The organism is Nocardioides sp., from assembly GCF_047607185.1.
GTDB lineage: Bacteria > Actinomycetota > Actinomycetes > Propionibacteriales > Nocardioidaceae > Nocardioides.
In genome coordinates, this window is sequence record NZ_JASGDQ010000111.1 from 13,323 (window position 1) to 36,928 (window position 23,606).

At 70.7% G+C, this 23,606-nt stretch carries 25 protein-coding genes and 1 tRNA gene; 8 read left to right on the forward strand and 18 right to left on the reverse strand.

Features of this window, described 5'->3' with window-relative positions:
* The first annotated feature begins 1 nt into the window (after nt 1).
* From eno to QM595_RS12550, 4 genes are all read left to right on the forward strand, one after another.
* Nucleotides 2–1,282 carry a phosphopyruvate hydratase gene (gene eno / locus QM595_RS12535; protein WP_415171893.1) on the forward strand — a complete coding sequence of 427 codons (1,281 nt, stop codon included), beginning with the start codon at nt 2–4 and terminating at the stop codon, nt 1,280–1,282.
* A 104-nt stretch (nt 1,283–1,386) separates the two neighbouring features.
* Nucleotides 1,387–1,971 (forward strand): FtsB family cell division protein, encoded by a 585-nt coding sequence (locus QM595_RS12540; protein ID WP_415171894.1) that lies wholly within the window; start codon nt 1,387–1,389, stop codon nt 1,969–1,971.
* Nucleotides 1,968–2,480, forward strand: a complete 513-nt coding sequence (locus QM595_RS12545; protein ID WP_415171895.1) for a DUF501 domain-containing protein — start codon at nt 1,968–1,970, stop codon at nt 2,478–2,480. Before QM595_RS12540 ends, QM595_RS12545 begins: the two co-directional genes overlap by 4 nt.
* Nucleotides 2,481–2,487: 7 nt before the next feature.
* Nucleotides 2,488–3,399 carry an exopolyphosphatase gene (locus QM595_RS12550; protein ID WP_415171896.1) on the forward strand — a complete coding sequence of 304 codons (912 nt, stop codon included), beginning with the start codon at nt 2,488–2,490 and terminating at the stop codon, nt 3,397–3,399.
* Nucleotides 3,400–3,421: 22 nt separating this feature from the next.
* Here QM595_RS12550 and QM595_RS12555 read toward each other — a convergent pair.
* Nucleotides 3,422–3,495 (reverse strand) — tRNA-Leu (locus tag QM595_RS12555).
* A 140-nt stretch (nt 3,496–3,635) separates the two neighbouring features.
* Between QM595_RS12555 and QM595_RS12560 the strand changes: the two genes are divergently transcribed.
* A complete protein-coding gene (locus tag QM595_RS12560) occupies nt 3,636–4,487 on the forward strand; it encodes a Bax inhibitor-1/YccA family membrane protein (RefSeq protein ID WP_415171897.1) in 852 nt (283 codons plus the stop codon).
* 18 nt (nt 4,488–4,505) lie between these two features.
* Here QM595_RS12560 and QM595_RS12565 read toward each other — a convergent pair whose 3' ends face one another.
* Nucleotides 4,506–5,480: an SGNH/GDSL hydrolase family protein gene (locus tag QM595_RS12565; protein ID WP_415171898.1), complete on the reverse strand. Its 975-nt coding sequence runs from the start codon at nt 5,478–5,480 to the stop codon at nt 4,506–4,508.
* 67 nt (nt 5,481–5,547) lie between these two features.
* Between QM595_RS12565 and QM595_RS12570 the strand changes: the two genes are divergently transcribed.
* Nucleotides 5,548–5,883: a DUF192 domain-containing protein gene (locus QM595_RS12570; protein WP_415171899.1), complete on the forward strand. Its 336-nt coding sequence runs from the start codon at nt 5,548–5,550 to the stop codon at nt 5,881–5,883.
* A gap of 86 nt (nt 5,884–5,969) precedes the next feature.
* On the forward strand, nt 5,970–7,886 hold the full coding sequence (locus tag QM595_RS12575) for a vWA domain-containing protein (protein WP_415171900.1): 1,917 nt from the start codon (nt 5,970–5,972) through the stop codon (nt 7,884–7,886).
* Here the strand turns inward: QM595_RS12575 and QM595_RS12580 are convergent.
* From QM595_RS12580 to QM595_RS12655, 16 genes are all read right to left on the reverse strand, one after another.
* A complete protein-coding gene (locus QM595_RS12580) occupies nt 7,877–9,358 on the reverse strand; it encodes a vWA domain-containing protein (protein ID WP_415171901.1) in 1,482 nt (493 codons plus the stop codon). The genes QM595_RS12575 and QM595_RS12580 overlap by 10 nt on opposite strands.
* 4 nt (nt 9,359–9,362) lie before the next feature.
* Nucleotides 9,363–9,866 carry a hypothetical protein gene (locus tag QM595_RS12585; RefSeq protein WP_415171902.1) on the reverse strand — a complete coding sequence of 168 codons (504 nt, stop codon included), beginning with the start codon at nt 9,864–9,866 and terminating at the stop codon, nt 9,363–9,365.
* Nucleotides 9,863–10,465 (reverse strand): hypothetical protein, encoded by a 603-nt coding sequence (locus QM595_RS12590; RefSeq protein ID WP_415171903.1) that lies wholly within the window; start codon nt 10,463–10,465, stop codon nt 9,863–9,865. The genes QM595_RS12585 and QM595_RS12590 overlap by 4 nt, the downstream gene beginning before the upstream one ends.
* 23 nt (nt 10,466–10,488) lie before the next feature.
* A complete protein-coding gene (locus QM595_RS12595; RefSeq protein WP_415171904.1) occupies nt 10,489–11,871 on the reverse strand; it encodes a hypothetical protein in 1,383 nt (460 codons plus the stop codon).
* 46 nt (nt 11,872–11,917) lie between these two features.
* Nucleotides 11,918–12,097 (reverse strand): hypothetical protein, encoded by a 180-nt coding sequence (locus tag QM595_RS12600; RefSeq protein WP_415171905.1) that lies wholly within the window; start codon nt 12,095–12,097, stop codon nt 11,918–11,920.
* 41 nt (nt 12,098–12,138) lie between these two features.
* Nucleotides 12,139–12,783, reverse strand: a complete 645-nt coding sequence (locus QM595_RS12605) for a hypothetical protein (RefSeq protein ID WP_415171906.1) — start codon at nt 12,781–12,783, stop codon at nt 12,139–12,141.
* Between the two features lie 38 nt (nt 12,784–12,821).
* Nucleotides 12,822–13,049: a hypothetical protein gene (locus QM595_RS12610; protein WP_415171907.1), complete on the reverse strand. Its 228-nt coding sequence runs from the start codon at nt 13,047–13,049 to the stop codon at nt 12,822–12,824.
* A 164-nt stretch (nt 13,050–13,213) separates the two neighbouring features.
* On the reverse strand, nt 13,214–13,900 hold the full coding sequence (locus tag QM595_RS12615; RefSeq protein ID WP_415171908.1) for a response regulator: 687 nt from the start codon (nt 13,898–13,900) through the stop codon (nt 13,214–13,216).
* Nucleotides 13,893–15,149, reverse strand: a complete 1,257-nt coding sequence (locus QM595_RS12620; protein ID WP_415171909.1) for a sensor histidine kinase — start codon at nt 15,147–15,149, stop codon at nt 13,893–13,895. The genes QM595_RS12615 and QM595_RS12620 overlap by 8 nt, the downstream gene beginning before the upstream one ends.
* Before the next feature lies 1 nt (nt 15,150).
* Entirely contained in the window at nt 15,151–16,014 is an 864-nt protein-coding gene (locus QM595_RS12625) for a type II secretion system F family protein (protein WP_415171910.1), read from the reverse strand.
* 11 nt (nt 16,015–16,025) lie between these two features.
* Nucleotides 16,026–16,949 carry a type II secretion system F family protein gene (locus QM595_RS12630; RefSeq protein ID WP_415171911.1) on the reverse strand — a complete coding sequence of 308 codons (924 nt, stop codon included), beginning with the start codon at nt 16,947–16,949 and terminating at the stop codon, nt 16,026–16,028.
* Nucleotides 16,950–16,980: 31 nt separating this feature from the next.
* The gene (locus QM595_RS12635; protein WP_415171912.1) at nt 16,981–18,309 is read right to left on the reverse strand and encodes a CpaF family protein; all 1,329 of its coding nucleotides are present in this window, start codon (nt 18,307–18,309) and stop codon (nt 16,981–16,983) included.
* Nucleotides 18,310–18,312: 3 nt separating this feature from the next.
* Nucleotides 18,313–18,789: a TadE/TadG family type IV pilus assembly protein gene (locus QM595_RS12640; protein ID WP_415171913.1), complete on the reverse strand. Its 477-nt coding sequence runs from the start codon at nt 18,787–18,789 to the stop codon at nt 18,313–18,315.
* 10 nt (nt 18,790–18,799) lie between these two features.
* Nucleotides 18,800–20,407: an AAA family ATPase gene (locus QM595_RS12645; RefSeq protein ID WP_415171914.1), complete on the reverse strand. Its 1,608-nt coding sequence runs from the start codon at nt 20,405–20,407 to the stop codon at nt 18,800–18,802.
* Between the two features lie 2 nt (nt 20,408–20,409).
* On the reverse strand, nt 20,410–21,132 hold the full coding sequence (gene cpaB, locus QM595_RS12650; RefSeq protein ID WP_415171915.1) for a Flp pilus assembly protein CpaB: 723 nt from the start codon (nt 21,130–21,132) through the stop codon (nt 20,410–20,412).
* 31 nt (nt 21,133–21,163) lie between these two features.
* A complete protein-coding gene (locus tag QM595_RS12655; protein WP_415171916.1) occupies nt 21,164–21,964 on the reverse strand; it encodes a hypothetical protein in 801 nt (266 codons plus the stop codon).
* A gap of 151 nt (nt 21,965–22,115) precedes the next feature.
* Here QM595_RS12655 and QM595_RS12660 point away from each other — a divergent pair, with 151 nt between their 5' ends.
* The gene (locus tag QM595_RS12660) at nt 22,116–23,522 is read left to right on the forward strand and encodes a cystathionine beta-synthase (RefSeq protein ID WP_415171917.1); all 1,407 of its coding nucleotides are present in this window, start codon (nt 22,116–22,118) and stop codon (nt 23,520–23,522) included.
* Nucleotides 23,523–23,606 lie beyond the last annotated feature (84 nt).

A 23,606-nucleotide genomic window follows, 5' to 3' on the forward strand; every position in this document is an offset into this window, starting at 1 on the left:
AGTGCCAGCGATCGAAGCCGTCGGAGCCCGCGAGATCCTCGATTCCCGCGGCAACCCCACCGTCGAGGTGGAGGTTCTGTTGGAGGACGGCACGTTCGCCCGCGCCGCCGTCCCGAGTGGTGCCTCGACCGGTGCCTTCGAGGCCGTCGAGTTGCGCGACGGTGACGACAGGTACGGCGGCAAGGGCGTGCGGCACGCCGTCGACGCCGTGATCCAGACGATCGGGCCAGCGATCGAGGGCCTCGACGCCGACGACCAGCGGCTCGTCGACCAGGCGATGATCGACGCCGACGGCACCCCCAACAAGGCCCAGCTCGGCGCCAACGCGATCCTCGGCGTCTCGCTTGCGGTCGCCCGCGCCGCCGCCGACTCCGCAGGCCTGCCGCTCTACCGCTATGTCGGCGGCCCCAACGCCCACCTGCTGCCGGTGCCGATGATGAACATCCTCAACGGCGGCGCGCACGCCGACACCAATGTCGACATCCAGGAGTTCATGATCGCGCCGATCGGTGCGCCGAGCTTCAAGGAGGCGCTGCGCAGCGGTGCCGAGGTCTACCACGCGCTCAAGGCGGTGCTGAAGAGCCGTGGCCTGGCCACCGGCGTCGGCGACGAGGGCGGCTTCGCGCCCGACCTGCCGTCCAACCGAGCGGCGCTCGACCTGATCGCCGAGGCCGTCGGCAAGGCCGGCTACGAGGTCGGCAAGGACATCGTGCTCGCGCTCGACGTGGCCGCCTCGGAGTTCTACCAGGATGGCGCCTACACCTTCGAGGGCGCCGCCAAGAGCGCCGCCGAGATGACCGCCTACTACGCCGATCTGGTGGCGTCGTACCCCATCGTCTCCGTCGAGGACCCCCTCAACGAGGAGGACTGGGACGGCTGGAAGACCATCACCGACGAGCTCGGCTCGAAGGTCCAGCTCGTGGGCGACGACCTGTTCGTCACCAACGTCGAGCGTCTCGGCCGCGGCATCGCCGGCGGCCAGGCCAACGCCCTGCTGGTCAAGGTCAACCAGATCGGCTCGCTCACCGAGACCCTCGACTCGGTCGACCTCGCCCACCGCAGCGGCTACCGCTGCATGATGAGTCACCGCTCCGGCGAGACCGAGGACACCACCATCGCCGACCTGGCCGTGGCCACCAACTGCGGCCAGATCAAGACCGGTGCCCCGGCGCGCTCCGAGCGGGTCGCCAAGTACAACCAGCTGCTCCGCATCGAGGACGAGCTCGCCGAGGCGGCGCGGTACGCCGGCCGGGGCGCGTTCCCGCGCTACACGACGGCCTGACCCTTCCGCAACGTCATGCGGACGGAGCAGCCGGTTGCTCCGTCCGCATGACGTCCCGCGTTTCACTCCCGGGAATCTCACCATCCCTCGGCCAGAATCTGATCGTGGCCGATCAGCGACGCTCCGCACCCCGGTCCGGGGGTGGGCCCCGTGGCCCGGGGCGCCGTACGACGTCCGCGCGTCGCGTCGCCGAGGCCCGTGCGGCCGCCGCAGCGGCTGCCGAGCGGCTGCAGGCCATCAACCCCGCAAGCAATCCCAAGCTCACGGGCCGGGCGGTGGTGCTGGTCCTGGTGATCGCGGTGCTGGTGCTCTCCTTCGCCTCCTCGCTGCAGGCCTATCTCCAGCAGCGCCACAACATCGACTCGCTCAAGGCGACGATCTCCAAGCGAGAGGCGGCCATCGAGGCGCTGCAGCAGGAGAAGGACCGCTGGAACGACCCTGCCTATGTCGAGCAGCAGGCGCGCGTTGACGCCGGCTATGTGATGCCGGGCGAGACGCTGTACGTCGCCCTCGATGCCCAGGGCCACCAGATCGGGGCTGGGGGGGCGCTGAGCGAGCCCGACACGGCCGACGAGCAGACCAAGCAGCCCTGGTGGTCGACGGTCTGGACGTCGGTCGAGCTGGCCGGCGATCCGCCCGCCGAGTCCACCACGGCCTCGGTCAAGAAGATCGACGGGACCAAGGAGTGATCGATCCCGCCGACGAGGCGGCGGTGACCGCGCAGCTCGGCCGGGTGCCGCGTGGCATCCACGAGATCGGCCACCGCTGCCCGTGCTCCCTGCCCGACGTCGTCACCACCGAGCCACGGCTGCCCGACGGCACGCCGTTCCCGACCACCTACTACCTCACCTGCCCGCGGGCCGCCTCTCGGATCGGCACGCTGGAGGGCGAGGGCGCCATGAAGGAGATGGAGGCCCGGCTGCGCGTCGACCCCGAGCTCGCGGCGGCCTACCGCCGGGCTCATGAGTCCTATCTCGCGGCCCGGTACGAGCTCGGCGACCCGCCGGAGATCCACGGCATCTCCGCCGGTGGCATGCCCGATCGGGTCAAGTGCCTGCACGTGCTCGCCGGTCAGTCGCTGGCGCAGGGGCGCGGTGTCAACCCGCTGGGGGACGAGGTGCTCGACCTGCTGGGCGCGTGGTGGGAGGCTGGCCCTTGCGTCGAGGTGCCGGTCTTGCCGCAGGAGAACGAGGAGTGAGCCGAGAATGAGCGCTGTCGCGGCGATCGACTGCGGCACCAACACCATCAAGCTCCTCATCGGCACCTTCCGTGCCGGCATCCTCGATGTCGCCGTCCGGGAGGCGCGCATGGTCCGGCTCGGCCAGGGGCTCGACGCCTCCGGCGTGCTGGCCGAGGAGGCGTTGGCGCGAGCATTCGCGGCCATCGACGAGTACGCCGTGCTCATCGGTGAGCACGGCGCGGACCGGATCCGCTTCGTGGCCACCAGCGCCACCCGTGACGCCGACAATGCCGAGGTTTTCACCGCCGGGGTGCGGCAGCGGCTCGGTGTCGACCCCGAGGTGGTCAGCGGTCAGGAGGAGGCGGCCCTCGCCTTCGACGGCGCCGTCCGCAACCTGCGCTCCACCCCGGACCTGCCGGTCCTGGTCGTCGACATCGGCGGCGGCTCCACCGAGCTGATCAGCGGTTCCGGGAGCGCGCCGGACGCCGCCTTCTCCATGGACATCGGCTCGGTCAGGCTCCACGAGCGGCACCTGCGCTCCGATCCGCCGACCATGGCCGAGATCGCCGCCTGCGCCCGCGATATCGACGACCATCTCGACCAGAGCCTGGTCGACCCTGCCCGGGCGGCCACCGTGGTCGGTGTCGCCGGCACCGTCACCACGGTCGCGGCCGGGGTGCTGGACCTGCCGGCGTACTCCCGTGAGGCCATCGACCAGGCCGTCCTCCCGGTCGCGCAGGTGCACGCACTGGTCGACCGGCTGGTCGCGATGACCGTCAACGAGCGGCTGCAGCTGCCGTGGCTGCATCCCGGCCGGGCCGACGTCATCGACGCCGGCGCGCTGATCCTGAGCCGGGTGCTGCGCCGGGCGCCGGTGGAGTCGCTGGTCGTCTCCGAGAGCGACATCCTCGACGGCATCGCCTGGTCCCTCGCCTGACGCGTTGCCGATGGTGCCGGAGTGCCCCGGGTGGGGGTCGAACCCACACTGTGCCGCTTTTAAGGCGGCTTCCTCTGCCGATTGGGATACCGGGGCGAGCCGACACATCTTCTCAGCCGGGGCCGGGAACGATCGCCGCTGGCCGGGCGTTTCACCCAGTGACGGGGCCTAGGATGACCCCGAACGGGTGAGTCGTCACGGCGGCGGCCACCGTGGCCCCTCCGGAGGAGTGACCAATGCAGAGCAACAACCCGGTGTTCCGTAACGCTGAGGGCTTCAGTCAGAACGCCTACGGCAATGCGACGTACGCCGGCAACGGCCAAGCCCACGCCGGCTTCGGCACCGACCCCAGCAACTGGGGCGTGGGCACGCCCGGCGACACCTACGCGCCGACCGCCCCGACGCGCCGGATGACGATCGACTCGGTCGTGCAGAAGACCGCCATCTCGCTCGGCGTGGTGATCGTCGCAGCGCTGGCGACCTGGATCGTGACCCCCGACGTCGCGACGGCCGTCGACCTCGGCCCGCTCTACACCGCCGCCACCGTCGGCGCGCTGGGTGCATTCGTGCTGTCGCTGGTCAACTCGTTCAAGCGGGTGATCAGCCCGGCGCTGGTGATCGCGTTCTGTGCCTTCGAGGGCGTCGCGCTGGGCGCGCTGAGCAAGTCCTTCGACGCGGCCTTCGGCGGTGGCGTGGTGACCGGCGCGGTGTTCGGCACCTTCGCGGCGTTCGCGGGCACCTTGGCGGCGTACAAGGTCTTCGACATCAAGGTCGGCAACAAGTTCCGGATGTTCGTGACCGCCGCCGTCTTCGGCATGGTCGGCCTGTCGCTGATGGAGCTGGTGCTGAGCCTCTTCGGTGCCGAGCTCGGTCTCTTCGGCTTTGGTGGCCTGGGCCTGCTGACCGCCATCGCCGGTCTGGTGCTGGGCGTGTTCATGCTCGTCATGGACTTCGACTTCGTCGAGCAGGGCATCCGCAACGGTCTGGCCGAGGTCGAGTCGTGGCGCGCCGCGTTCGCGATGACCGTCAGCCTGGTCTGGATCTACACCAACCTGCTGCGCCTCCTGGCAATCTTCAGCCAGGACTGACCGAGCCGCCGACTCGGCTCAGCGGAGGGTGGGGGCCTGGGACTCCACGGGACGGCGCCGACGGTGGCGCAGCGTCACCCACAGGCCGCGTACGCCGGCGCGGGAGCCGGCCACCTCGGTGCCGTCGAGCTCGGTGCCCGCGGTCTCGACCGCCTGAGCGGCAGCCGAGGCCAGCGGCATGACGCCCTCGCCGCGGGCCGGCTCGACGGCCGCCTCCTCGTCGGGGACCAGGCCGAGCGCCGCGAGCGTCGACGGCAGCAGCACCTGGGCCAGCGACCGGTAGCCCTCCACCGAGGGATGGAACTGGTCCGGCCCGAAGAACACATGCGGGAAGTCGCGGAACTCCTGCCCGAGGATCGCGGCGAGCGACACCGTGCGGCCGCCCGCCTCCAGTACGCCGATGGTCTGCGCCGCCGCGAGCCGTCGCGACCAGGTGCGAGCCACCTGCTTGAGCGGCTGCAGGATCGGGCGGACGGTGCCCAGGTCGGGGCAGGTGCCGACGACCACCTCGGTGCCCGACTCCTGCAACCGCTTGACGACGGCGGCGAGGTAGCCGACCGAGCGAGCGGGCGTCATCACGTGCGTGACGTCGTTGGCGCCGATCAGGATGATCGCGACATGGGGCTTGATGTGGAGCGCCAGCCCGGCCTGCCCGTCGAGTTGGGAGGAGCGCGCGCCCACCACGGCGTAGGACCGCAGGTAGACCGGCCGCCCGGACTGCTCGGCCACGCCGGAGGCCAGCACCGCGCCGGGGGTCTCCTCGACCTTGTCCACGCCGTAGCCCGCGGCACTGGAGTCGCCGAGCAGCGCGATCCGCAGCTCCGGACCCTCGTTGTCGCGGCCGTACCATCCGGTCGCGTCATGCACCTGCTTGGTGGCGTTGCCGATCTTGTTGCGGGCCATCTTGGCCTCGGCGAGCAGTACGCCGAAGATGCCGGCTCCGGCGACGCCGAGGCCACCGCCGCCCTTGGCGATACTGCTCACCTTTCCCATGAACACCACTTTACGTAACGGCCGGAACCGAGGTGTCGGACCGGGTCGAAGTGGGCAGGATGGCGGTGTGACAGTGGATCTGCGGCGGCTCTATGTGGACGGCCGCGACGTCGGCACGGTGGAGGTGGCCGCCAGCGCCCGTGCCCGGAGCAAGGGTCTGCTCGGCCGCACCGGCCTCGACGGCGCCCTGTGGCTGGCCCCCGCCAAACAGGTCCACACCTTCGGAATGCGGTTCACCATCGACGTCGCGCACCTCGACAAGGAGGGCCGGGTGCTCGCGGTGACCCGGATGCCGCCGTGGCGGATGGGCGCGGTCCGATGGCGCAGCCGGGGCGTGCTCGAGGCAGCCGAGGGGGCTTTCGCGGAGTGGGGGCTGGCGGTCGGCTCGGTGGTGCAGTGGTGAGATCGACGTACCGTGGAGGTGTAGAAGTGGTCGCCACGGGGTAGGCCCACTCACGACACCCTCGACGTCGTCCCGGGAGGCGCCAGATGTCTGACTCCGTTCGCCGCGTGCTGCTGATCGCCATGCCCCTCAGCTGTGTGCTGGGACTGTTCCTCGCGGTGCCGCCCGGCGCGTCGGCGGCCGAGGCAGACCCGGGCAAGCTGATGCTGGTGTTGGACTCGTCCGGCTCGATGGCGGAGCCGGCTTCCGGCGGCGGCACCAAGATCGACGCTGCCAAGCAAGCACTCGACACGGTCATCGGCCGGCTTCCCGACAATGCGCCGGTCGGGCTGCGGGTCTACGGCTCGAAGGTCTTCAGCCGCACCGACGCCGGCGCCTGCACCGACTCCGAGCGAGTGGTCGACATCGGCACCGGCAACCGTGACCAGCTCAGGTCGGCGGTGGCCAGCTACCAGCCGTACGGCGAGACCCCGATCGGCTACGCGCTGCAGGAGGCCGGCAAGGACCTCGGCGCGGACGGCAAGCGCTCCATCGTGCTGGTCTCCGACGGCGAGCCGACCTGCCCGCCTGACCCGTGCGAGGTCGCCAAGCAGCTCTCCCAACAGGGCGTCGACCTGCGCATCGACGTAGTCGGCCTCGACGTCTCGGGCAACGCGGCGGCCGCGCTGCGCTGCATCGCCAAGGCCGGCCACGGCACCTACTACGACGTCGGCTCGGCCGAGGACCTCGTCGACGCCCTTGCCACCCTCGCCACCCGGGCAGTGCGTCCCTACGAGCCCACCGGGCAGCCGGTCACCGGGGGCACCACCGCCGTCGACGCCGCCACCATCGGGGCAGGCTCCTATGTCGACCAGCTCGGTGGCCCGGGGACCGTCTCGGGGGTGCGGACCTATGCCGTGGAGCGTGCCTATCCCGGCTCAGCCCTGACCGTCTCCGCCAGCATCCGGACGCCCGCGCTCACCAGCGATGAGGCGGGAGTCGGCGACTCGGACGGTCTGAGGATCGAGCTGACCGGTGAGGACGGCTCCTCCTGCGATGCCGACTCTCCGGCGACCATGCGCAGCATGGACAGCTCGTTCGTCGTCGCGACCGTGACGGACGACCGCTGTGCCGACGCCGAGCGGCTGGACCTGGCGGTGTCCCGTGCCGACAGCGGCCAGGCGTTCACCACACCACTGGAGCTCGTCGTCACCGAGGAGTTGCCGGTGGCCGACGAGGACTCCCTGCCGACGCCGACGGCGCCGGCCTGGGTGGCGCCGCCGGGCGGCAAGGCCACCGACAGCGTGGTCGGCGGCACCTCTTTCGCGACCGCCGCCCCGCTCGCCCCCGGGGTCTACCGCGGCACGCTGGTGCCCAACGAGATCCAGGTCTTCAACGTCGACCTCGACTGGGGCCAGCAGCTGACGGCCACGATGACCATCGGCAAGCCCTCCGGAAAGCTGGCTGACGAGCTCAGCCCACACGGCTCGCCGTTCCGGCTCGACCTGTTCAGTCCGGCCCGCAGCGACGCGCGCGCCTTCGCCGAAGATGGGGCGGCGGAGACCTGGTCGCTCTACCCGAGTAGAGGCGGCACCAGCGGCGGGACCACGGCCACCGTCGCCTACCGCAACCGGGCGGAGTTCGGCAATGGCGTCGCCGCCTCCTCCCAGGCGGGTGCCTACGCCGTCACGGTCTCGCTGGTCGACGCCCGCGCCACCGCCTCCTACGAAGTGCCGTTCGTGCTGCGCGTCGGCGTGTCGGGCGAGATCACCGAGGCTCCGACCTTCGTCACCCCCACCCCGTCGCCGACCGCGTCGGCCAGCACCTCCACCGAGCCGTCCGAGTCGGCCAGCCAGACGCCCTCCGCCTCGCCGACGCCCGGCGATGACACGGCGGCCAGCGACGAGAGCTCGGACGACGGCGGCCTCCCTGGCGTGGCGATCGGCCTGGCCGGGGTGGTTCTGCTGGTGGTGCTGGTCGGTGGCTACCTGCTGATACGGCGGACGCGGCCGGCTCAGAAGTAGCGTGATCGATACCAGCGTCGCGCCAGCATCACCGCGCAGCCGAGCAGCAGCACGAGCAGCACCGCGATCACGGGCGTTGCCCAGTCGACGCTGCCCTCGGCGGTCGTTTCGTCGTACTTCGTGGTCGACAGATCGGGGGAGACGAAACCGTCGTCGGGGATCCCCGAGGTCGTGCTGGGGGTCGCGCTGATCAGATCGCCGGCGGCGCCGGACTCGGTCGGCTCCGAGGGTGAGGGAGAGGCCGCCGCCGAAGGCCCGACGGTCATCGAGTCGAGGTCGGGCTGCGCGTTCGGGTCGAGAGTGAGAGTGAAGCGCACGTCGAAGTCCTGGCCGAGCGGCAGATAGTCGGCGCACTTCAGCGTCGAGTGGAGGACCGAGTCGGTGGTGGGCGCCGCGAGTGACAGCGAGAAGGTCCAGGAGCCCGGGAAGTCGATGCCGTCCATGGTCGAGGAGATCGGTTTGCTGCCCTTGGCGCCGACTCCGGCGAAGCCGGTGCCGTCGAAGATGTTCTCGTTGCCGTACGGCGGATAGGTGCCGCCCTCGCCGTACGGGTTGAACAGCTGGATCCGCCAACTCTCACAGCTGCGACCGTAGTAGGGCACCTTGAGGCCGCGCTTGCCCTGGATGGTGGCGAGCACCTCCGGACGCTGACCCTCCTCGGCATCGATCCTGAACCACTCGGTCTGCCCCGGCTTGAGCGTTATCCGGTAGGCGCCCGAGGACACCGGCGGCGCGTCCTCCGGACGCTCGGCGCCGGTCACCTCCGTGCCCGGCGCCAGCCGCAGGATGGTGCTCTCGGCGATCTGGCCCAGTGCCGCCGCCAGGCCCTGGGCATTGTCGGCGGCGTAGAACGAGCCACCCGTCGCCTTGGCGATGCACCTGAGCGCGCTGGTGGCCCGCTGCTGGCCACCCAGCGCCAGTCCGATGGTGTCGACCCGGATGTCCGCGTGCTGTTGGTGGACGGCCTTCGCCGTCTGGCAGGGGGCGGGGTCCGGGGGATGGCAGGTGTCTTCGCCGTCGCTGATCAGCACGATCGCCTTCTGGCCGGTCTCGGCGAAGTCACCGGCGGCCGCCAGCAGCGAACCTCCGATCGGGGTGTCACCGGTCGGGGTCAGCTTCGCGGCGGCCGCGATCACGGCGTCCGCGGAGTCGAGCGCGGGCGGCACCACGAGCTGGGTGTCGGCGCAGGACTTCGACTTGTCGGTGCCGCCGTAGGTCGCGCCGTAGACCCGCAGGCCCAGGGCCACCTCGGGCGGCAGCTTCTCCGAGACCTGTGCCAGCGCCGCCTTGGCTCCGGTCATCAGGCTCTCGGTCGAGCCGTCCACCTTGCGTGCCATCGAGCCCGACACGTCCAGGACGAAGAGCACCTGCAGGCCAGGGGGATCCTCGGCGCGCGCCGGCGTCGTAGAGAGCCCTGCGAAGACGATGGCGCCGGCCACCGTGGGGAGCAGCGCGAGAAGACGCTTCACCACCGGGTCACCGGCTGCCCCATGACTGGCCACTGCGCCGGACGGCCGGGGGAGCGTGGGCGGGGCCGACCAGGCGTGCCGGGTCAGCCCGCCACCACACCACCGCCAACCCTGCCAGGGCACCGATAACGACGGCGCCAGCCAGGCCGGCGCCGAGGGCGCGCTGCAGGTGCAGCAGGACGTAGGCCAGCCACACGCCGAGAAGCCCGAGCGCCAGCAGCAGCCCACAGGCGGCCATGGTGCGCATCCTGCCGGCGCGGGGATCGGAGAAGTCGACGGCGGAGAAGGTCGCGATGGTCGCCGCCGCGATGGCCAGCGCCGCCACCAGGCACTGGGCGCCGATCCAGACCGCCTGGCCGCGCCGGGTGCCGTCGCTCATCACGATGAGCGTGGACTGATGGGTGGCCAGGAAGATGCCCTGCACGATGCCCCCACCCACCAGCCACAGCACCGCCGAGGACAAGACTGCGCGGCCGAAGACCGCGAGCGCGGTGGCCGGCCGGCCCCTCACGACCTCACCGCCACCGTGAGGCTGTTGAGCACGTCCTCCAACCCGGAGTCGTCGAAGGAGCCCGCCGGGGCCTGGAAGCGGACCGAGGACAGTACGTCGTCGGGCATGTCGAGGAAAACCTGGACCAACTCCACCTTCACCGACTGGCCCTGGTAGTTGGACGCCCGCTCGTAGTGGATCTGGTAGGCGTGGTCGACGCCGGGAACGTCGAGCTCGCCCTCGTCGAGCACCTCGAAGTCGGGGCTGATCCCCTCCAGGGTCTTGAGCGCTTCGGGAGCGGCGTCGAATCCGGTGCTGGTCTGCCCGGGGACGCCCATGCTCATGTTGACGAACGGCGGGAAGTCGGTGCCGGAGGTCGGCGCCTGCACCGCCCACTCGTAGGTCCGCCCCTGCGCGTCGAGCTTCTCCTCGGCAGAGGCCGTCCAGTCGGCCGGCACGACCAGCGAGATGCCGTGGCCTGACACTTCCTGTCCGTCGGTGACGGCGTGGAGCTCGAACGGGGTGTCCAACGCCGACTTGCTGGTGTCGCCACCGGAACCGTCCTCACCACAGCCGGTCACGGCCGTGGAGACCACGGCCGTGACCAGGGAGAGGAGCATGAGGCGTTGTAGCCGGTGGGGAATCAGCCGTCGCATACGGAGTTCTCCTGCCAGGACCCCAGAGTGGGGTCGTAGTAGTAAGAGCCGATCAGTGAGTTGTCCACGGTGAGCTCGTGGTACTCCCCGCCGATGTTGACCCAGAGCACCTTGACCTTGCCACCGTACTTGGTCTCCTCCTTGTCGACGGTGTAGTGGTTGAAAGTTATCTGGGAGTGGTTGTTGAGCTGATCGTTGATCGCCTGGGCCTGCTCGGGAGTGAGTCCCTCGCCGGTGGTGATGAAGTTGGCGAGTCCGTCCGAGAGCGCCGTGAGCGCGGAGTCGTCGACGCTGCCGTCGGCCCGGGTGAAGTCGGTGCTGAAGCCGAGGTCGAACTGGTAGCCGCCCTCTGGGCCCTCGCCGAGGACCGGGAGGGTTAGATCCTTGATGGTGGTGTTGCCGCTGATCGGGAGATTCTTGACGGCGCCGGTGTTGAGACCGATGTCGACCTTCCCGGTGACCGTGCCCACCACGTTGCCGGCAATGGCCGTGACCTGGCCGTTCTTGTCGAAGGTGACGGTCGCGGTCACGACCACCTTGGCGTCGCCGCTGGCCGCCAGGGCCGTCACCTCGTCGGGCATCGGGATCCCGAGTTGGGCGGCTGCCGACCTGGTCAGCGCCAGCTTCACCTTGGTGTCGCCGTTCGGGTATTGCTCCGCGCCCAGGGTCACCGCACCGCTGACGTTGCCACTGAGCGGGCCAGCGTCGCCGGAGCCCGTCACCTGGCCCGAGATGTCGAAGTAGGTGTAGTCGGCCTCGGGTGCGTCGGGGCCGGCTCCGACGGCCGCGCCGAACTCGCCGAAGCTGTCCTGGTAGTCGTTGACGAAGGCGTTGGCCTCGTCGAGGGTGTCGAAGGTGTACTGGCTGCCCCAGGCGCCGTCGGCGCCGACGTTGATCGAGAGCGAGGCCTTGGCGTTCTTCTCGCTCTCGCCGGTGTTGACCTCCACGCCGCCGCCACCGCTGAGGGTGTAGTTGGCGCCGACCTTGCCGGAGGTCTTCACCTGATATTGGGTCGAGATGGTGCCGTCGGGGTTGAGTGTCTTGACCTGGGTCAGCGTGTAGCCGGAGTCGCCGGTGACGGTGGCGATGACGGTGACGCTGCCACCGTTAACCTGGTTGTGGCTGGAGACGGTGCACTTGGTCGGGATGTAGCCGGGCACGTCCTCGGAGTTGCAGCCGCCGATGCCGCCGACCAAGCTCGCGAGCCGGCAGTAGGCCCTGTCGACCACGTTTGCCGCGCCGGTTCGCACCGGGGTGGCAACGGTGACGAGCGCGCCGATGATGGCCACGATGACGACGCTGATGCCGATGTACTCGGCAGTAGTGGCGCCGCGCTCTTGGCGCCGGCGGCCGGATCGCTTCTCGAACATGGTGGACGTCCAGTCTCGGGAGGTCATGGTGAACAGGAGTGGCGGATCAGCCTGGCCCGTCGCGCATCACGGTCAGCGCCTTGTCGGTCAGGTCGTTGATCTGGTCGCGGATGTCGGGGACCAGGCCGTAGACGGCGCCGAGGATCGCGCAGATCACCACGAACCCGCCGATGAACTCCACAGTCGTCTGGCCACGGTCATCGCGGCGGCGTCGGCGAGGGTGCATGGCGGGAGTCCTGGTCGGTGGAGGGCTGCCGAGAGGGAGCCCTAGAGGAAGTTGTAGTCGACCAAGGTGCGCTCGGTCTTGAACTTGGCCTTGACGTTGACGGCCTGCGGACATTTCCAATATTCCTCGTTCGGCGTCGTCGGCGTGGGCGGAATGCAGACGATGGCGAGGCTGGCCACGTCGCCACAACTGCCGTCGTTGAGCTCGAAGCCGAGCGAGCCCGCCCAGCACAGGCCACCGGTTGCCTCGACCCTCACCCGGGAGGTGGAGCGGGAGTTGAGGTCGCCGCGGTCGACGAGGTTGTCGCGCTGTCGCACCGTGGCCTGGACCACCCATTTCAGCCCGCCACCGGCGGGGAGCCATTGGTAGCCCTCAAGATCGCCACCGTTGGCCCCGGCGAACTCTGCCGCGGTGGCATAGCCGCCGACCGGCTGGAAGAAGTTCAGGCTGCCGACCGCAGCGGCCAGCGCCGGTGTGCCGGCGGAGGCCTGGAGGAGGGCCAGGGCCTCGACGTGCCACTGTTTGGCCGCCGCGAGGGCGGCGGCGTCGGCGGCGGTGTCGGAGCGGGCGGACTGCTCAGAACCTCGGGCGAGGGTGAACATCCCCACCATGATCGCGAAGGCACCGAGGACCGCGGCGAGAAGGGCCGGGGTGACCTGGCCCCTCTCGCCACGTGAGCGACGCATAGTGCGCACTCTCCTCGATCCTCCGAGACCCTCGTTGCTCAGTCGCCGAAGCTGATGTTGTCGGTGAGGGTCGAGAACACCTTCTCGATCACGCCCTGGGCGCCGCCGAGCACGTCCTCCCTCAGCGCGACGATGGTGCCGATGATGGCGACGATGACGACCATGATGCCGATGTACTCGGCGGTGGTCTGGCCGCGCTCGCTGCGCGGGCGGTTGGCGAGGACGGTGAAGTAGGCGCTGAGCTGGGCGGCGAGGTAGTTCGTCATGGTTTCGTTCCCTTTGGATCGATGTTTTCGGGACCTGGGAAGTCCCCTGCGGACAACTACGAATCTAGGTTCGGGACCGGTCCCGAACGCAGGGCCCGGGGGCCCGATCAAGGGCCCAAGTCGCTCCTGGGCCCAGGGGCCCAGGAGGTCCTAGCGCGCCTATCTCAGTGCTCGGAGGCCGTGCCGAGGAGCAGCGCAATGGCCTGGCCGCGCGAGGTGGCGCCCAGCTTGGCGAAGACGTTGTTGAGGTGGTTCTTGACCGTCTTGGGCTCGATGAACAAGGTGGCCGCGATCTCCGCATTGGTCGCTCCGGTCACCAGTTCACGGCACACCTCGAGCTCACGGGGGCTCAGGTGGTAGGTCGTGGTGGTGCGCTGCCAGCCGTCGGTCTGGGGCGGTGCCGGCGGCGAGAGGGTCGGTGCCGAGTCGGGGGTGACGCCGCGGGCCAACAGCGCCGCCGCGACCGGGCTGAGTCGCATCAGCCCGGCGGCGGCATCACGGACCGCGCGGACGAGCTCCTCGCGGTCGAAGGCGCCGTGCACGAGATAGCCCACGGCGCCGCCGGCGAGGGCGCGCGAGACGATCTCGGGCTCGTCGGAGTGGGTCAGCATCAAGACGTTGGTGAGCCGGACCAGGTCCGGGAGCACGCTCAGACCGTCCACGCCTGGCATCCGAACGTCGAGCAGCGCGACCTGGGGCCGCTCTCTCTCGACCAGTTCGAGCATGGCGGCGCCGTCGGCGGCCTCACCGCACACCTCGATGGCCGGCTCGGCGGTGAGCAGCGCGGTCAGCCCCATTCTCACGATCGGGTTGTCGTCGGCCAGGGCGACCCGGAGCCGTTCCTCAGTCATCCTCGCTCGCCTCCCGGGGGACGCGCAGCGAGACGGTGGTGCCCCGGCCCGGCGCGGAGTCGAGGTCGAACAGGGCGCCCACCCGGGCGGCTCGCTCGCGCATGCCGACCAGACCCAGATGGCCGGAGCGGACGGCCGCGGTGGCGCGGTCGGTGGTCATGCCGGGCCCGGTGTCGCTGACGGTGATCTCGAGCCAGCCGTGCCGGACGGCCCCGGTGATGGTGACGGCGGCCTCGGCGGGAGTGTGGCGGGAGACGTTCTCCAGTGCCTCGTTGACGATGGCGCCCAGCTCGTAGAGCGTGGCCGGGTCGACCCGGCCCAGATGCTCCGATCGCAGGGTGAGGTCACGGCCGGTGGTGGCCTGCCAGCGGTCGCAGGTGGCTCGCAGCAGCTCGTCCACACCCGCGCGGACGTCGGCGCGACGCATCGCCACCAGCAGCTCGCGCGACTCGGCCGTCGCGGTGCGTGCCGCGGTGGCGAGGTCGGCGGCGCGACGCATCGCCAGCTCGGGGGAGGACTCGATCGTGCTCGGCAGGGTGTCGGCCAGCATCGCCATGCCGTAGAGCGACTTGGTGACCGAGTCGTGCAGCTCGCGCGCCAGCCGGGCCCGCTCCTCGGCCACGGCTGCCGTCTCCCGCTCGTGGTGGAGGTTGCTCTCCAGCTCCGCCGCCGCGATGATCGCCGCCCGCATCGCCGCGCCGCCGAACAGCATCGCCACCAGGATCACCGGGGTCACCACCAGGGCCAGGAAGCCCAGGCTCGAGCCGGTCTCGGCCGGCAAACCCCGGGTGACGGCGACCAGCCAGGCCAGCACGTAGCCGGGCGCGAAGAACCAGGCGCCCAATCGGCCCAGACACAACCCGGTGAAGAGGCCGCCGGAGAGCAGCAGGAAGGCCACCGGGCTCAGCGGTCCGGTCGCGCCGAGGAGCCCGGCCACCGCCACCAGGTCGGCCAGGTGCAGCAGCGGGTGGCTGATGGCGGCAGCGGCGAACCGGTGCCAGCGCAGCAGCATGCCCAAGGTGGCCAGCATCCAGCAGGTCATGCACAGCAACAGCACGGGGTGCTGGCCGTCGATCCAGGCCCAAGAGAGCGAGAGCAGGCCGGCCACCAGCCGGACGTCGAGCAGCACCTGGGCCAGGCTCGCGAAGGCGCGGGTACGCAACCAGCCGGGGGTCCGAGCCTGGCCGGCACCGGACCGGGTGGTTGTCCTACGGCGGGCGAGGCGGCTGGGCAGGACGTTCGCGGTCATGTCAGCCCGCCAGTGTGGAGATCGCGATGGAGCCGATCATCAGCATGGCGATGGCCGGCATGATGACCAGGGTCAGCACCAGGCTGATCCGCGGGTTGGCCTTGGCGGCGGCAGTGCGCGCCTTCTGCCCGGCGGTGCGGCGCAGCTCGGTGGCATAGGTGGTCAGGAACTCGGCAATGGGTGCGCCGAGCTCCTCGGCCTGCAGGTAGGAGGTCACGAATTCGTTGAGCGCCTGTGAGGAGGAGCGCTCGCGCAGGTCGCTGAACGCGACCCGGCGAGGGGTGCCGAGGTCGATCTGGCGCAGCACCACCAGCATCTCCTCGCCGACCGCGCCGCCGACCATCGCCGAGACCCGCAACAGCGCGGCCCGGAAGCCGAGGCCGGCGCTGATCGTGACTGCCATGACGTCGAGGAAGTCGGGCAGCTCGCGGTCGATCTCGCCGCCGCGGCGTCTGGCGGCCAGCCACAGCGAGAGCCGGGGGAAGAACCAGCCGAGGATCGGCAGCGGCAACCCGAACACCACGCCCTGGAGCAGCATCAGCACCGCGACGGCACCGCCCAGGAAGGCCCAGGTGGCCTGCCGGGCGATGACCGTCTCGTAGGTCGTCGACTCGGTGGCGCCGGCGGCGGCGATCGCGCGCTGCACGGAGAGGCGGGCCGCCTGGGAGGACCCGGTGACGGCGCGGCTACCGACGACCCGGTCGAGGTAGTGCAGCAGCTTGGCGACCAGGCTGGTGCGCACCCGCTCCTCGGCGAGGGAGAACTCCGCGAACTCGGCGCCCACGCCGGGGTCGCGGGCCAGGGTCCAGCCGCGCAGCGCGATCAGGCACAGCGCCAGGGAGATCAGGGCGAGGACGACACTCATGGCGGCGGCTCCTAGACCTCGACCGCGGCGATCCGGCGGACCAGCCACAGCCCGAAGAGGAAGATGCCGCCGCAGACCAGGAATAGCACCAGGCCGAGGGGGTTCTCCAGCACCGCACGCAGGCCGCCCTCGGAGATGGTGTTGATCAGCAGCAGCATCACAGCGCCCAGGCCGGCCACCGACATCACCGTCGCCTTGGTGCCGGCTAGCAGCGTGGCGACCTCGCGGCGCAGGTCGCGACGGGTCTCCAGCGCCTCGGTGATGCCGCGCAGCGCGGTGACGATCCGGCCACCGGCGCGCAGCTGGATGACCAGCACGTTGAGCAGCACGCTGACCTCGCGGGAGGGCATCCGGCGGCCGAGTCGCTCCAGCGCCTCGTCGAGGGAGGAGCCGACCGCGAGCTCGCGGTTGAGCCGGTCCAGCTCGGACTTCATCGGCTCGTTCGACTCCTGGGCGGCAACGCCGAGCGAGGCGCGCAGCGCCAGCCCGGCCTGGGTGGCATTGGCGAGCAGTCGGGCCAGCTCGGGCAGCTGGTCGATGAAGCGCTGCCGGCGCTTCTCGATCCGGGAGCGGAGATAGCCGCGCAACACGAAGAGCACCACCACCAGCGCGATGACGCTCAACACCGGCCCGGCCAGCTGCCAGGCCGCCAGCCAGACCAGCACCAGTGCCGCCACCAGGCCCACCCCGACCACGCCGACCGTCTGCGAGACGTCGGCCCGGTCGAGCAGGTCACGCAGTCGGCGACCCCAACTGGTGGTGAGCAGGCGACGCTCGGTCCAGGCGGAGATCCGGGCGAAGGCCGAACGCTGGTCGTCGAGGTCCGAGGCGTAGATGACCCGGCGCCGGTCGGACTCGGCCCCGATGATCGCGACTCCGACGACGAAGAGGGCGCCGGTGGCCAGCGCGAGCAGCACGATGGTGGCGATGCTCATCGCGAACTCCTCCAGGCGTCGTACCGCATGGTCACAGGCCTGCCCGGTAGGCGGGCGGCACCGTGGCACCGGCGATGAGGCAGCGCTCCATCAGCTTGGGCGGCAGCGGCTGGGTGACCACCCGGCCGGTCACCTTGCTGGCGCCGTCCCACGGGTCGGCCTCGAACTTCATGAGTGAGTGGCTGCGGTAGTCCTCCCGGTGCTCCGACATCAGCGCCGCGATCTCCACGATCCGGCGGCTGCCGTCGGCGAGGCGGCTCAGCTGCACCACGATGTCGATGGCGGTGTTGATCTGGTCGCGCAGCGTCGCGTCGGGAAGGTCGATCTCGCTCATCGTGCACAGCGTCTCCATGCGCAGCAGCGCGTCGAGGACGCCGTTGGCGTGGATGGTGGCCAGCGAGCCCTCGTGGCCGGTGTTCATCGCCTGCAGCATGTCGAGCGCCTCGCCGCCACGGGTCTCACCGACGATGATCCGGTCGGGCCGCATTCGCAGCGAGTTGCGGACCAGGTCGCGGATGGTGACCTGGCCCTGGCCCTCGACGTTGGGCGGTCGGGCCTCCAACCGGATGACGTGCTGCTGCTGGAGCGACAGCTCGGCGGCGTCCTCGATGGTGACGATCCGCTCGCGCTCGGGGATGAAGGACGACAACGCGTTGAGCATCGTCGTCTTCCCCGAGCCGGTGCCGCCGGAGATGATGATGTTGAGCTTGCCGAGCACCATCGCGCCGAGCAGCGCGGTGGTCTCCTCGTCCAAGGCGCCCATCTCGACGAGCTGCGCCATGGTGTAGGGCTTGGGGAAGCGTCGGATCGTGATCGTCGGCCCGTCCACCGCCAGCGGTGGGACGATCACGTTGACGCGCTCTCCGGTGGCCAGGCGGGCGTCGACCATCGGACTGGACTCGTCGACGCGGCGGTTGACGCCGGCCACGATCCGGTCGATGGCCTGGTAGACCTGATCCTCGGAGGAGAACCGCAGCGGCAGCAGCTGCAGCCTGCCGGCTCGCTCGACGAAGACCTGGTTGGCGCCGTTGACCATGATCTCGGTGATCGTGTCGTCCTTGAGCAGCGGCTCCAGGATGCCCAGGCCGAGCGCCTCGTCGACGGTACGACGCACCAGCGCGGAGCGCTCCCGGTTGGAGAGCAGCGGTCCCTCACGGGTCAGCAGCACCGAGACCACCCGCTCCAGGCGGGCGCGCTTGGACTCCTCGCTCAACGCGGAGAGCTCGCTGAGGTTGACCTCGGTGAGCAGCAGGGTCCGCAGGTGGGCGGCCATGTCGTCGTCGGTGCTGCGCGCCAGTGCGCCGCCGCCGCCGTCGAGAGCGCTGCTGGCGCCTGCCTTCACCCGATTCTTCAGTGACATGGCTCAGAGCCCTCCCCACTCCACGTCGTTGGGCATCGCGGCCGTGCGCCGGACCTGGATGTTGAGCCCGGGGATGCCGATGCCGAGGAAGGGCACCGTGGCGCTGGCCGTGACCGGGGTGGAGTCGGCGGGAGTCGTGGTGTTGAACTCGCCTCCGGTCCAGGAGGTCTCGGTGTCGGGCGCCGGCGGCGGGGCGGAACCCACGTAGACCTTGACCTTGAAGCGCGGATTGGCCTGACGGAGGCCAGCCCCCTCGGCGACGCTGGCCGTGGTGCCCTTGCTGAGTTCGCGAGCGGTCAGCCGGGCGGCCGACTCGGCCTCTACGCCGGCCTGGCCCATGAGATAGAGCTGGAAGATCGCGCCTGCCATGATCGCGGCGATCGGGATGATGCCGATGGTCTCGATCGCGGCGATGGAGCCGCGCTCGTCGCGGTGGCGCCGGGAGACGGGGTTGGTCGAGGAGTGCTGGGTCATGATCACTGGATGCCCCTCAGTTGGTGTAGCGCCCGGTCTGGGTGATGGAGATGTCGCCGAAGGGCACGATCTGCGGCACCTTGACGGTGGCCGCGAAGGTGTCGTCTCCGTGCTCCTCGACCTCGACACGAAGGAATCCGGGCACCCGGTCCTTGGCCGCCTGCTGCGCGCGGGCGAGCCGCGTCGGGCCGTCGTCGTTGCGGCTGCCGATGATCGCCGCGGCATCGGCGGCGCGCCGGCTGCTCACCGTCGCCAGCGCATAGAGGCCGACCTGGAGCATGACCAGCAGCAGCGCCATCGAGATGACGATCCCGAAGACGGTCTCGACGGTGGTCTGGCCGACCTCGTCGAGCCGTCGCCGGCGGGACCGGCCCGCCTTGTCCCGCCGGCTGCGCCTGCCGCGGGCGGCGATCTCGGCGACCGCCTGGTCGGCGTCGGTCCGTGGCCCGGCCGGCGTCGGTGTGACGCTCCTGCCGAGCTGCAGCTCCCGGCCTAGCGCGGTGATCGCCCGCCGGAACGGCGAGTCGCCGAGCTCCAGGGCGGCCGCGGCGTTGGCGATGCTCTCCAGGTGCCTCCAGTCCTCCGGAAGGCCGACCTTGAAGGCGTCGGTGCCGGTGATTCGGCGACCGAGGTCGGGTTGCACCTCGGCCTTGGTGCTGGTGCGGTTGAAGAGGACCTTGACATCGCCGGTCTTGGCGACGTCGAGCCGGGACAGCAGGTCGATCTTCTCGCGGGCCGCGCGCAGCGCCGGCACGTCGGGGGTCACCACCATCACCAGATCGTCGGCCAGGTCCATGGCCACGGCGCTGGCCTCGTTGATCACGCAGCCGGCGTCCACCACGACCAGGTCGAACTGGCTGCGCAGCGCGCCCAGGACGTGGCGGGCGGCGTTGCTGTCCACGTCCTCGGCCTGCTCGCCGTGGTGCGGCGCCAGCAGGATCTTCACTCCGGAGCGGTGGGCGAAGAGCGCCTCTTCGACGTGTCGGGGGGTGAGGCTCTCGGCGACCGGCACCAGGTCGAGGATGGTACGACGGCCGTTCATGTCGAGCAGATGGCGCAGGCCGTGCTGCTGCAGGTCGAGATCGACCAGGCAGACCCGGGATCCCGCGGTGGCCTGGCGAGCCAGCAGTGCCAGGTGGAGCGCCACGGTCGAGACGCCGACGCCGCCCTTGGCCCCGGCGATCACCATGATGCGGCCCTGGGTCTCCGACAGGCCCTGGGAGGCGAGCCCGATGCTGCGCACCCGCCGCTGCCAGTCGTCGAGGGCGGCCAGCTTGGCGTAGACGTCCTCGACGGTCGGGCTGGTCGGCAGCACGCCGCGCACGCCTGCCTCCATCGCGGCGTGCATGAAGTCGGCGGTGGGCTCGTCCTGGAGCAGCACGATGCCCAGGTCGGGGCGGGAGGCGGTGAGCTCGCGGCACAGCGCGAGCACCGAGGAGTCGCCGAGCCCGGCGTCCAGCAACAGGTAGTCCAGCTCCTGGCCAGGGTCGTCGACGACGAGCGAGACGTCGCTGCGGACCTCTACCGCGCCGGCGATCTCCAGGTCGCTGATCTCGGCCAGGGTCGCCACGGTGCGCGCCCGGCGCTCGTCGTCGGCGATGGCTACTAGGACTCTTCCACGCATGATCAGTCGGCTCCTGGGATCTGGAAGGTCTCGGCGTAGGTGCGCTGGTCCGGGGAGACCAGCGACTCGTCGGCGGGTGCCCGCAGCGCCAGCCGCACCTCGGTAGCGAAGGACTCGGCGAAGGTGAGCGCCTTGATCTCGTCGGTGTTGGCCGCGAAGGTGATCGGGATGGCGTCGGTGGGTGCGACCACGCCGTTGGCGAGTGCTCGATTGCGTTGGGTCTGCACGCCGACGTCGATGACCTGCACCCGCTGGGCGACGATCTTGGTCCGGGGGCTGCCAGTGCCGGTGGTGTCTCCCGCAAAGGCGGCCCAGACGTCGACCGTGGCGCCCGGGGTGATCTTGCCGGCCACGCCGGCCTCGGCGTCAACCAGGATGGTGACCGCCCGGGTGCCGCCGGTGATGGATGGCGCCGGGATGACCGTAGAGCTCTGCAGCAGCGTGCCCGACTCGAGCGGCGCGGCGGCGACGGTGCCGCTGAGCTCGGCCGTGGTGCGCATCGCGGTGTCCGGCAGCCACCGAGCCGGCACCTCGATCGTCTCGACGGCGTCGGCGGGGATCGGCTGGTACTGCGCGACGTCCTGGGTCACCACCAACGCCTCGACCTTGTCGCCGACCTGCGTCTCGACGTCGTTGACATAGGACAGCACGGAGAAGAAGACGCCCACCGCGCCCACCGCGGCCAGCCCCATCATCATCGCGCCGCGGCGCTGACGGGGGTTCACGGGCGCCGCCGAGCGGGTCGCGCGGTGCTGGTCACGGGTGTACCTCCTGGGCGGAGCAGAACTGACAGAACTGGTTCATCGCGTCGGCGCACTCGCGGCAGCGACGCCAGGGAAAGGACGTGATCCGGGTGGTGACGGGGGAGAGGTCGGTTGGCACCACGGTCTGCTCGAAGTAGCGGCCGGTGCCCCACCAGCCCTCCATCAACTGGGTCGCCCCGGTCACCTGGAGGGTCTGCGCCAGCGAGGCCGGCGGGGCACCGATCCGCTCCGCCAACCGGCGGTCGCCGGCCTCGAGGAGAGCGACCTGGCCGTTGTCGGGCAGCGCCGCCGCGGCCGCCGTGCCGGTGACCAGCGGCGACCCGAAGCGCATCAGCAGAGTCGAGCTGGGCATCAGCGTCGAGAGCTGGTGACCGAAGCCGATCCCCGGGTAGTCGAGCTTGGCGACCGAGCGGGTCACCCCACGGGTGATCACCGAGTCGAGCACCCAGGGCAGCGCGCTGACGACGGCGCCCGCGTTGAGGCGGGCGGCGGCGAGCGTGCTCAGCACCGTGGCCAGGCCGGCCAGGCCGGTCAGCGGCAGCCGCACCCCGACGGGGAGCAGCCGCGACCGCTGCAGCATCGCCCGCAGCATCCGTAGCCGGCGCTCGCCGGCGGCGCTGCCGTCGTGGAGCAGCAGCACCGTCGCCTCCTCCCACTCCTCGGTGAGGAGCAGGTCGAGTGCACGGTCGAGGAAGTCGTCGGCACGCGGATGCGGCAGCGTGACAGCCTGCCGATGAGCTGGCAGCGACTCCAGCGGCGCTGCCGCGAAGCCACACGTGACGACGTAGAACACGCCACCCCCCGGAAGTGACGACCGTGGACCCGGAACGAGGACCAGCCGGTGTGGCGAAGCCCTCTCGCCGGGGGTACTTCCCAGCGGACCGTGCCGCTACACCTCCCCGGCCGAACATCTCAAGATGTGGACAGCGGGATAGGTTGGCCGCGTGGACTACGTGGACTCGGTTCTGGAACTCGTCGGCGACACCCCGCTGGTGAGGCTCTCGCGCACCCTCGACCGGCCTCCTGGCAGCGACGGGCCGTTGGTGCTGGCGAAGGTGGAGTACCTCAACCCCGGTGGCTCGGTGAAGGACCGGATCGCCACCCGGATGATCGAGGCGGCCGAGGCCTCCGGCGCTCTCAAACCCGGCGGCACCATTGTCGAGCCGACCTCGGGCAACACCGGAGTCGGCCTCGCCATGGTCGCCCAGCAGCGTGGCTACCAGTGCGTCTTCGTCTGCCCCGACAAGGTCAGCGAGGACAAGCGCAACGTCCTCAAGGCGTACGGCGCCGAGGTGGTCGTCTGCCCGACGGCGGTGCCGCCGGAGCACCCGGACTCCTACTACAACGTCTCGGACCGGCTCGCCTCGCAGCCCGGCGCGTGGAAGCCGGACCAGTACTCCAACCCGCACAACCCGCGCTCCCACTACGAGACCACCGGCCCCGAGATCTGGCGGCAGACCGAGGGCCGGATCACTCACTTCGTGGCGGGCGTCGGCACCGGCGGCACCATCTCCGGCATCGGCCGCTACCTCAAGGAGCGCGCGGCGATCGAGGGGAAGGGCGACGTCCAGGTGATCGGCGCCGACCCGGCCGGCTCGGTCTACTCCGGCGGCACCGGCCGGCCCTACCTGGTCGAGGGCGTGGGCGAGGACTTCTGGCCCGAGACCTACGACCGGGAGATCGCCGACCGGATCATCGAGGTCTCCGACGCAGACTCCTTCGCCTTCACCCGCCGGTTGGCCCGCGAGGAGGCGCTGCTGGTCGGCGGCTCGTCCGGCATGGCGGCGTTCGCGGCCAGGCAGCTGGCCGCCGAGCTGGCCGCCGAGGGGCGCACCGACGCCGTCGTCGTGGTGCTGCTGCCGGACTCCGGCCGGGGCTATCTCACCAAGGTCTTCAACGACGCCTGGCTGGCGTCGTACGGCTTCCCGACCGGCACGCCGCGGCCGGCCATGACGGTGGGGGAGGTGCTGCGGGGCAAGGACGGCCGGCTGCCCGATCTGGTGCACACCCACCCGACCGAGACCGTCGCCGAGGCGGTCCAGATCCTGCGGGAGTACGCCGTCAGCCAGATGCCGGTGGTCCGCGCCGAGCCGCCGGTGGTTGCCGCCGAGGTGGCCGGCTCGGTCTCGGAGAAGTCGCTGCTGGACGCGCTCTTCACCGGCGCCGCCAAGCTGACCGACCCGGTCGAGCAGCACATGGACAAGCCGCTGCCGAGCATCGGCTCGACCGAGGACGCCCGGGCAGCGGTCGCGCTCCTGGAGGACGCGGACGCCGTACTGGTGCACGAGGACGGCAAGCCGGTGGGGGTGCTGACCCGGCAGGACCTGCTGGGTCTGCTGGCCACTTTGTGAAGGATTTCACGAGAGTGACCTTGGTCCCGAGATTCGGGGGACCTCGGGCCTTGTGAAAGTTTGCACAAGCGAGCATCGTGGGCT

Bases quoted from the DNA above. Each gene is read 5' to 3' on its own strand.
- QM595_RS12605 (WP_415171906.1), bottom strand. From the start codon at position 12,783: ATGCGTCGCTCACGTGGCGAGAGGGGCCAGGTCACCCCGGCCCTTCTC.
- QM595_RS12565 (WP_415171898.1), bottom strand. From the start codon at position 5,480: ATGGGAAAGGTGAGCAGTATCGCCAAGGGCGGCGGTGGCCTCGGCGTC.
- QM595_RS12610 (WP_415171907.1), bottom strand. From the start codon at position 13,049: ATGACGAACTACCTCGCCGCCCAGCTCAGCGCCTACTTCACCGTCCTC.
- QM595_RS12630 (WP_415171911.1), bottom strand. From the start codon at position 16,949: ATGAGCATCGCCACCATCGTGCTGCTCGCGCTGGCCACCGGCGCCCTC.
- QM595_RS12625 (WP_415171910.1), bottom strand. From the start codon at position 16,014: ATGAGTGTCGTCCTCGCCCTGATCTCCCTGGCGCTGTGCCTGATCGCG.
- QM595_RS12595 (WP_415171904.1), bottom strand. From the start codon at position 11,871: ATGTTCGAGAAGCGATCCGGCCGCCGGCGCCAAGAGCGCGGCGCCACT.
- QM595_RS12620 (WP_415171909.1), bottom strand. From the start codon at position 15,149: ATGACCGCGAACGTCCTGCCCAGCCGCCTCGCCCGCCGTAGGACAACC.
- QM595_RS12575 (WP_415171900.1), top strand. From the start codon at position 5,970: ATGTCTGACTCCGTTCGCCGCGTGCTGCTGATCGCCATGCCCCTCAGC.
- QM595_RS12550 (WP_415171896.1), top strand. From the start codon at position 2,488: ATGAGCGCTGTCGCGGCGATCGACTGCGGCACCAACACCATCAAGCTC.
- QM595_RS12560 (WP_415171897.1), top strand. From the start codon at position 3,636: ATGCAGAGCAACAACCCGGTGTTCCGTAACGCTGAGGGCTTCAGTCAG.
- QM595_RS12635 (WP_415171912.1), bottom strand. From the start codon at position 18,309: ATGTCACTGAAGAATCGGGTGAAGGCAGGCGCCAGCAGCGCTCTCGAC.
- QM595_RS12615 (WP_415171908.1), bottom strand. From the start codon at position 13,900: ATGACTGAGGAACGGCTCCGGGTCGCCCTGGCCGACGACAACCCGATC.
- QM595_RS12600 (WP_415171905.1), bottom strand. From the start codon at position 12,097: ATGCACCCTCGCCGACGCCGCCGCGATGACCGTGGCCAGACGACTGTG.
- QM595_RS12645 (WP_415171914.1), bottom strand. From the start codon at position 20,407: ATGCGTGGAAGAGTCCTAGTAGCCATCGCCGACGACGAGCGCCGGGCG.
- QM595_RS12590 (WP_415171903.1), bottom strand. From the start codon at position 10,465: ATGCTCCTCTCCCTGGTCACGGCCGTGGTCTCCACGGCCGTGACCGGC.